This is a genomic window from Mesorhizobium sanjuanii, assembly GCF_002529485.1.
In the GTDB taxonomy this organism is placed as follows: domain Bacteria; phylum Pseudomonadota; class Alphaproteobacteria; order Rhizobiales; family Rhizobiaceae; genus Mesorhizobium; species Mesorhizobium sanjuanii.
This window is the reverse complement of sequence record NZ_NWQG01000100.1, coordinates 1-6,529: the sequence shown is the minus strand read 5'-3', so window position 1 is coordinate 6,529 and position 6,529 is coordinate 1. Positions and strand designations below refer to the sequence as shown.

8 protein-coding genes are annotated in these 6,529 nt (G+C 63.5%); 5 read left to right on the top strand and 3 right to left on the bottom strand.

Going from position 1 to position 6,529, the window contains the following annotated elements; genetic code table 11:
- The coding region (locus tag CN311_RS16505; protein ID WP_133117203.1) for a cobalamin biosynthesis protein CobD/CbiB at nucleotides 1-510 on the bottom strand (510 nt) is incomplete at its 3' end.
- On the opposite strand from CN311_RS16505, the gene cobD reads away from it, so the two are divergent.
- Together cobD and CN311_RS16495 are read left to right on the top strand one after the other, a co-directional pair.
- The gene (cobD, locus tag CN311_RS16500; protein WP_097574834.1) at nucleotides 509-1,564 is read left to right on the top strand and encodes a threonine-phosphate decarboxylase CobD; all 1,056 of its coding nucleotides are present in this window, start codon (nucleotides 509-511) and stop codon (nucleotides 1,562-1,564) included. The genes CN311_RS16505 and cobD overlap by 2 nt on opposite strands.
- On the top strand, nucleotides 1,561-2,070 hold the full coding sequence (locus CN311_RS16495; RefSeq protein ID WP_097574833.1) for a tyrosine phosphatase family protein: 510 nt from the start codon (nucleotides 1,561-1,563) through the stop codon (nucleotides 2,068-2,070). Before cobD ends, CN311_RS16495 begins: the two co-directional genes overlap by 4 nt.
- Before the next feature lie 18 nt (nucleotides 2,071-2,088).
- On the opposite strand, the gene CN311_RS16490 is transcribed toward CN311_RS16495, so the two are convergent.
- A complete protein-coding gene (locus CN311_RS16490; protein WP_097574832.1) occupies nucleotides 2,089-2,892 on the bottom strand; it encodes a creatininase family protein in 804 nt (267 codons plus the stop codon).
- A gap of 91 nt (nucleotides 2,893-2,983) precedes the next feature.
- On the bottom strand, nucleotides 2,984-3,367 hold the full coding sequence (locus CN311_RS16485) for a RidA family protein (RefSeq protein WP_097574831.1): 384 nt from the start codon (nucleotides 3,365-3,367) through the stop codon (nucleotides 2,984-2,986).
- Between the two features lie 254 nt (nucleotides 3,368-3,621).
- On the opposite strand from CN311_RS16485, the gene CN311_RS16480 reads away from it, so the two are divergent.
- Genes CN311_RS16480 through CN311_RS16470 form a run of 3 tightly spaced genes read left to right on the top strand, consistent with a single transcriptional unit; the run spans nucleotide 3,622 to nucleotide 6,297 of the window.
- Nucleotides 3,622-4,626 carry an ABC transporter substrate-binding protein gene (locus CN311_RS16480; RefSeq protein WP_097574835.1) on the top strand — a complete coding sequence of 335 codons (1,005 nt, stop codon included), beginning with the start codon at nucleotides 3,622-3,624 and terminating at the stop codon, nucleotides 4,624-4,626.
- Nucleotides 4,627-4,628: 2 nt separating this feature from the next.
- Nucleotides 4,629-5,459, top strand: coding sequence for an ABC transporter ATP-binding protein (locus tag CN311_RS16475; protein ID WP_097574830.1), 831 nt, complete (start codon nucleotides 4,629-4,631; stop codon nucleotides 5,457-5,459).
- On the top strand, nucleotides 5,446-6,297 hold the full coding sequence (locus tag CN311_RS16470) for an ABC transporter permease (protein ID WP_097574829.1): 852 nt from the start codon (nucleotides 5,446-5,448) through the stop codon (nucleotides 6,295-6,297). Before CN311_RS16475 ends, CN311_RS16470 begins: the two co-directional genes overlap by 14 nt.
- Nucleotides 6,298-6,529 lie beyond the last annotated feature (232 nt).

Genomic DNA, 6,529 nt, shown 5'->3' with positions numbered 1-6,529 from the left:
CCCGCCGATACCGATCCAGAAGGCGGGCGCGACAATGCCGTCGGAGAAATTCTCGGCCAGGCTTTCGATCGCGGCGCGGCAGACGCCGGCCCTGTCGAGCGTTTCGGGATCGCGGCCGACGATGTGCGAGACCGCGACACGGCCGACGGCCAGCCCGCCATTGTCGAGTGCGTCGGCCACGCCCTCGACATGCTCGGCCAGGCTCTTCTGCGACAAGAGCGAGGTCGCGAGAACTGCCACGATGAGCAGACCGGAGGGAAGGAGCTGCCACAGCAGGATTTCCAGCGCCAAAGCGATAATCGCCGGCACCAGCACGATGACCAACAGCGTATGAACACCGCGCCGGCGACGCAGCGCGTCGGAATCAGTATCGCGGTTGAGCCGGCGATCCAGAAAGGATATCAGCCTGCCGAACCAGGTGACGGGATGGCCGATGCGACGGAACAGCCAATCCGGATAACCGAGCGCGAATTCAATAACCAGTGACAGGAAGGCGATCAGGAACGACATGAAGCTTCTTGATGGAGCGGTGGCAGCAGTGGATCATGGCGGAAGCCTTGGTCGGGCGAGGGCGCTCTTTCCCCAGGCGCCGCAGCCTTTCGTCGACCTCTCGACCGGTATCAACCCGCACTCCTATCCGCTTTTCGAGCTGCCCGCCACCGCCCTGTCACGGTTGCCGGAGGCCGCGCGCCTGCGCGAACTCGCCGATGTCGCGGCGAGCGCCTATGGCGCACCATCGGCGGCGCATGTGGCGGCGGCGCCCGGCACGCAGATTCTGTTGCCGCGCGTCGCTTCGCTGGTAAGACCCGGCAAGGCGCTGGTGCTCGGCCCGACCTATGCCGAACACAGTCGAGCGGCGGCGATTGCCGGCCATGCGGTGGCGGAGGTCGACGATTTCGAGGCGCTGGCCGCGGCCGACCTCGCCATCATCGTCAATCCCAACAATCCGGACGGGCGCGTCGTCGAGCGTGAAAGACTGCTTCGGCTTGCCGGGAAATTGCGCGCCAAGGGTGGGTTGCTGGTCGTCGACGAAGCGTTCATGGATGTCGGCCCGCGCGCGGAAAGTCTTGCCGGCGATGTCGGGCAGGGTGGTGTCGTCGTGCTGCGCTCCTTCGGCAAGTTCTTTGGTCTCGCCGGCCTGCGGCTTGGCTTTGCGTTGACCGATACGCTGACGGTCGAGCGGCTGGAAGCACAATTCGGACCATGGGCAGTCGCTGGCCCGGCGCTCGAATATGGCATCCGCGCGCTGGCCGACACGGATTGGCAGGTCGAGATGCGGCGCCGGCTGACCGAGGATGCCGTGCGGCTCGATGCGCTGTTTGACCGCTTCGGCGTTTCCGTCGCAGGCGGCACCACGTTGTTCCGCTATGTCAGACTGCCGGACGCAGCCGGCCTGTTTTCGGCGCTCGGCGAACGCGGCGTCCTGCTTCGGCATTTTTCCGATCGGCCGCATGTGCTGCGCGCCGGATTGCCGGGCTCCGATGAGGAATGGCGACGGCTCGAATCGGCCCTTGCGGACTGGGCTTCGCGGCGCGACGATGCCGCCAGGGAGATCAAGCGATGATCCATGTCTGTTCGCTGGCAAAGGTCGAGGAAACGGTGACGAAGACCGGCGCCGAGCGGCTGCTTTCGCTGCTGGCTGCCGGTACGTTGATGGCACGGCCGGCGTCGATTACCCGGGAAAACCATCTCCACCTCGTCATGCACGACATTGCCGTGGCGCAGGACGGCTTGACCATGCCGGGCGAAGAACACGTCCGCAACCTGCTCGACTTCGCTCGCCGATGGGATCGTGCAAGGCCACTGGTGGTTCATTGCTATGCCGGCATCAGCCGCTCGACCGCCTCGGCCTACATCATTGCGGCGGCACTGGCACCGAAGCGCTGCGAGGTCGAGTTGGCCCGCACGTTGCGGGCGCTATCGCCGACGGCGACGCCCAATCCGCGGCTGATAACGGTTGCCGACGTGCTGCTCGAGCGCGATGGCCGGATGGTCGAAGCGATCAAGGCGATCGGGCGCGGCGCCGATGCCTTCGAAGGCACGCCCTTTGCACTGAACATCGACCGCTGAATTCGACTCGCGGGATCGCTACGCCAGCCAGTCGGCGAGCTTCGCCTTGCGCACATCCTTTAGCAAGCTGATGAAACCGTCAGCCTGATATCCGGCGGTCAAGCGGCCTTTTTCGGCTGTCGCAATGCTGGCGTCGCCGACCACACCATTCGGGTTGAGGTCGCTGGCAATCCAGGCGAAGGCATGCGTTCCGGTGTGCCGCAGCAGCGCGAATTCCTTTTCGGCGCGGCCGACATTGCTGGCGAAATTGGCGGCCTTGGCCATGTCGACGAGATCCGGCCGGAAATGCAGCATCAGCGAGGTCTCGACATCGCCGCCATGGATGCCGTGGCGGTCCTCGAGCTCGGTATACATACCGGCCGGCCGGCCAAAGCGCTGCCAGCTCGTCTTCACCGCCAGCAATTTTGCGCGCACGCGCAATTCGCGCGTGACGATGCCCATGATCTCCTCATTGCCGCCATGCGAGTTGACGACGATCAGCTTCCTGACGCCGGCTCGCGCGACCGACAGGCCAAGCTCGGTCCAGGCATCGACCAGCGTGGTTGCCGGAAGGGTGAGCGTGCCCGGCGCATGCAGATGCTCGTTCGACTTGCCCACCGCCTGGACGGGCAGGATGCGGATGTCGAGATCGCCGGGCAGGCGCGCGATCACCGTTTCCAGCATGCCGTTCATGATCGAGGTATCGGTCGAAACCGGCAGATGCGGGCCGTGCTGTTCGATCGCCGCCACCGGCAGAATGGCGATCGTCGCTTCCGGGTCGATCGTGGCGTATTCGGTGGTCCGGTAGTCGCCCCACCATACGCGTTTTTTTGTTACGTCCATTTTTGACTCTCGAGGAAACTGGCAGCGCCAACGTGGTTTCGTTTAACTGGAGATCAACGGCCTGTCGATTCCAGCCGCCGGCGGGCGCTCCTCACCCGGCCGCGATGACCTCGATCTCGACCTTGAATTCGGGCCGCGCGAAACCGGACACGATCATCAGCGTCGAGGCTGGCGCCGGGCTCGAAAACAGCCGGTCGCGAACGTCCATATAGGGCCTGAGGTAGGCGCGTTCGGTGACATAGGCGTTGATGCGCACGATGTCCTGAAGTCCAAGCCCGGCCTCGCCGAGAATCGCCGCTATGTTCTGGAAACAGAGTTCGGCCTGGGCGCCGGCATCCTCCGGGATTTGATCGTCTGCCGTGATGGCGACCTGGCCCGAGCACAGCACCAGCCGCTTCCCCGCAGGCACCTCGACGCCGTGGCTGTAGCGGGCGAAGGGCGCCTTGATCGTCTTCGGCGTGAGGAATCTGAACATCACAATCTCCTGTTTGCGCCAGCGTAGAGCCGGATCGGTGGGGCCTTCAAGATGTGGTGCATGCCATCGGTGCAATTGTGGACAGGCGTTCAAAAAATAGGCACGATGCATCCCATACAGCACGAGCCGTCCAGTCTTCGCATGCGGCTGTTGCGCAAGCGGACGGCCCCCGGTGGTGGCATGTGTCTTGCTTCTTGAAACAATGGTGTCGAGCCCGGCGCGTGGCGCGCTGGAGCAAACAAAGGGTGGTGTTCATGGGTGGAAAATGGATGGTCTCGGTGGGCGCGATCGCGCTGCTTGCCGCAGGCACGCTTGGGGCGGCTGCGAACGAAAAAGTCACCTTCGGCACCAACTGGCTCGCCCAGGCCGAGCATGGCGGCTACTATCAGGCAGTCGCTGACGGCACCTATGCAGCGTGTGGGCTCGACGTGACGATCACGCTGGGTGGTCCGCAGGTCAGCGGCCGGCCGCTGCTGCTAGCCGGCAAGATCGACTTCTACATGGGCGGCAATCTGCTTTCGGCGTTCGACGCTGTGCAGCAGGGGATTCCGATGCGCGTCGTCGCCGCCGACTTCCAGAAGGATCCGCAGGTCATCATGTCCCATCCCGGCCAGGGGCTGGATACATGGGACGATCTGAAGAATGCCGAGCAGTACATTCTCGGCGACGAGGGCGCGCAGACCTTCTTCCAGTGGATGGTTATCGAACTCGGCTTCGATGCCGCCAAGCGCGTACCCTACACCTTCAACCCGGCACCCTTCATCGCCAACAAGAAGTCGATCCAGCAGGGCTATGTCACCTCGGAGCCGTTCGCGGTCCAAAAGGAGGGCGGCTTCATGCCGAACCAGTTCCTGCTCGCCGACTATGGCTGGGACACCTACGCGACCACGGTGGAGGTCATGCAGGACACGATCGACAAGCGGCCGGAGGTCGTGCAGTGCTTCGTCGATGGCTCCGCCAAGGGCTGGTACAACTACCTCTATGGCGACAACAAGGCTGCCAACGACATGATCAAGAAGGACAATCCCGACATGACGGATGAGCAGATCGCCTTCTCGATCGAGCAGTTGAAGAAGTTCGGCGTGGTCGATTCCGGCGATACCGATAAGCTCGGCATCGGCGCCATGACGGAAGCGCGCATCCAGAGCTTCTACGACAAGATGGTCAAAGCGAAAGTGGCGCAGCCCGACATCGATATCAAGAAGGCCTACACGCTCGCCTTCATCAACAAGGGCGTCGGGCTGGATTTGAAGAAATAATCGTGAAGCTGGAGAAAGTGGCGCAAGCGCCTAGGGCGGCATCGGGCGATGGCCCGATGCTCTTGGCGCTGCGCGATGTCGGCAAGGTCTTCTCCAACGGCGTGACAGCGCTCAGCGATGTCAACCTGACGATCCGGGAGGGCGATTTCCTCAGCCTGCTCGGGCCGTCAGGCTGCGGCAAGTCGACGGCGCTCAGGCTGATTGCCGGCCTGTCGACGCCGACCTCGGGCGTGCTCGACTGGCGCGGCAGCGGCTCCTTCGACCGCTCTGACATCGGCTTCGTCTTCCAGGAGCCGACGCTGTTGCCCTGGGCCGATGTCTTCGACAATGTCTGGCTGCCGCTCAGGCTGAAGGGCGTGTCGCGGGCCAAGGCGGCGCCTTCTGTCATGGAGATGCTGGCGCGCGTCCACCTGACCGGCTTCGAGAACGCCGTGCCGCGCGAGCTTTCCGGCGGCATGAAGATGCGTGTCTCCATCGCCCGCGCGATGGTCACTAGGCCGCGCGTGCTTTTGATGGACGAGCCGTTTGGAGCGCTGGACGAGATCACCCGCTTCAAGCTCAACAACGATCTTCTGGAGTTGTGGCAGGGAGAACGTTTCACCGTCGTCTTCGTCACCCATAGCGTCTTCGAAAGCGTGTTCCTGTCCAACCGCGTTGTCGTCATGGCCGCGCGGCCGGGGCGCGTGTTCAGGGAATTCGCGGTCGATGCGCCTTATCCACGCGACGAGGCGTTCCGCACCTCGCCCGACTATGCCGCGCTCTGCCGCCAGGCGTCCGACGTACTGATCGGCGCCATCAACTCAACAGCCGGATCGCATCATGACGGCCATTGAAGAACACACTCTGGCGCTCGATCCCGAGGAGGCGCGCCGCCTGCGCCAGGAGCGGCTCGAACGGATCGGCAGATGGCTGCTGCCGCTGGCGATCATGATCCTGGCGATCTGGCTGTGGGACCGCGTCTGCGTCTGGAACGACATCCCGAAATACATATTGCCGCGCCCCGGCGTGGTGCTGCAAACGCTTCATGACGATGCCGGGCTGTTGTTCTCCTCGCTGTTGGTGACGCTCAAGATCACATTTCTCAGCTTGGCTTTGGCCGTCGTTGGCGGGGTTGGACTGGCGGTGCTGTTCGCGCAATCGAAATGGGTGGAGATGTCGTTCTTCCCCTTCGCCATCGTGCTGCAGGTGACGCCGATCGTGGCGATCTTTCCGCTGATCAACATCTATGTCGACAACCAGACGACGAAGCTGCTGCTCTGCGCCTGGATCGTCGCCTTCTTTCCGATCCTGTCCAACACCACGCTTGGCCTCAATTCGGTCGACCGCAATCTGCGGGATCTGTTCAAGCTCAACGGCGCGACGCGCTGGCAGCAATTGCGTTATCTCAGGCTGCCGGCGGCAATGCCCTATTTCCTCGGTGGGCTGAAGATCGCCGGCGGCCTGTCGCTGATTGGCGCGGTGGTGGCGGAATTCGTTGCCGGCGCCACCGGACAGTCCTCGGGTCTCGCCTCGCGCATCATCGAGGCGGGATATCGGCTCAATGCACCGCGGCTGTTCGCGGCGCTGATCCTGATCTCGCTGACCGGCATTCTGATCTTCCTGGTGCTGTCGCTGATTTCGCATCTCATCCTCCGGCGCTGGCACGAGAGCGCGCTGAAGCAGGAGCGATAGGGTGCGTGACACGGTTGAGAACGGTGAGGGGCTGCTTGGGCCAGAGATACGGCGAACCGCTGTGCGGAGACATCGCGAACAGTTCTGCGCCGCCGCTAAGCTCGAAAGGAACGGCATGGATCCTAGGGTCTGCGCGTCCGCTTCGCTCCCGCTCCGCCCTAGGATGACGAAGGGAAAGGATGCCGCCAACAATCGCAAACGTTGGAGATACCCGGGTTCCCGCCAATCCCCA

Bases quoted from the DNA above. Each gene is read 5' to 3' on its own strand.
- cobD (WP_097574834.1), top strand. From the start codon at position 509: ATGAAGCTTCTTGATGGAGCGGTGGCAGCAGTGGATCATGGCGGAAGC.
- CN311_RS16495 (WP_097574833.1), top strand. From the start codon at position 1,561: ATGATCCATGTCTGTTCGCTGGCAAAGGTCGAGGAAACGGTGACGAAG.
- CN311_RS16490 (WP_097574832.1), bottom strand. From the start codon at position 2,892: ATGGACGTAACAAAAAAACGCGTATGGTGGGGCGACTACCGGACCACC.
- CN311_RS16485 (WP_097574831.1), bottom strand. From the start codon at position 3,367: ATGTTCAGATTCCTCACGCCGAAGACGATCAAGGCGCCCTTCGCCCGC.
- CN311_RS16480 (WP_097574835.1), top strand. From the start codon at position 3,622: ATGGGTGGAAAATGGATGGTCTCGGTGGGCGCGATCGCGCTGCTTGCC.
- CN311_RS16470 (WP_097574829.1), top strand. From the start codon at position 5,446: ATGACGGCCATTGAAGAACACACTCTGGCGCTCGATCCCGAGGAGGCG.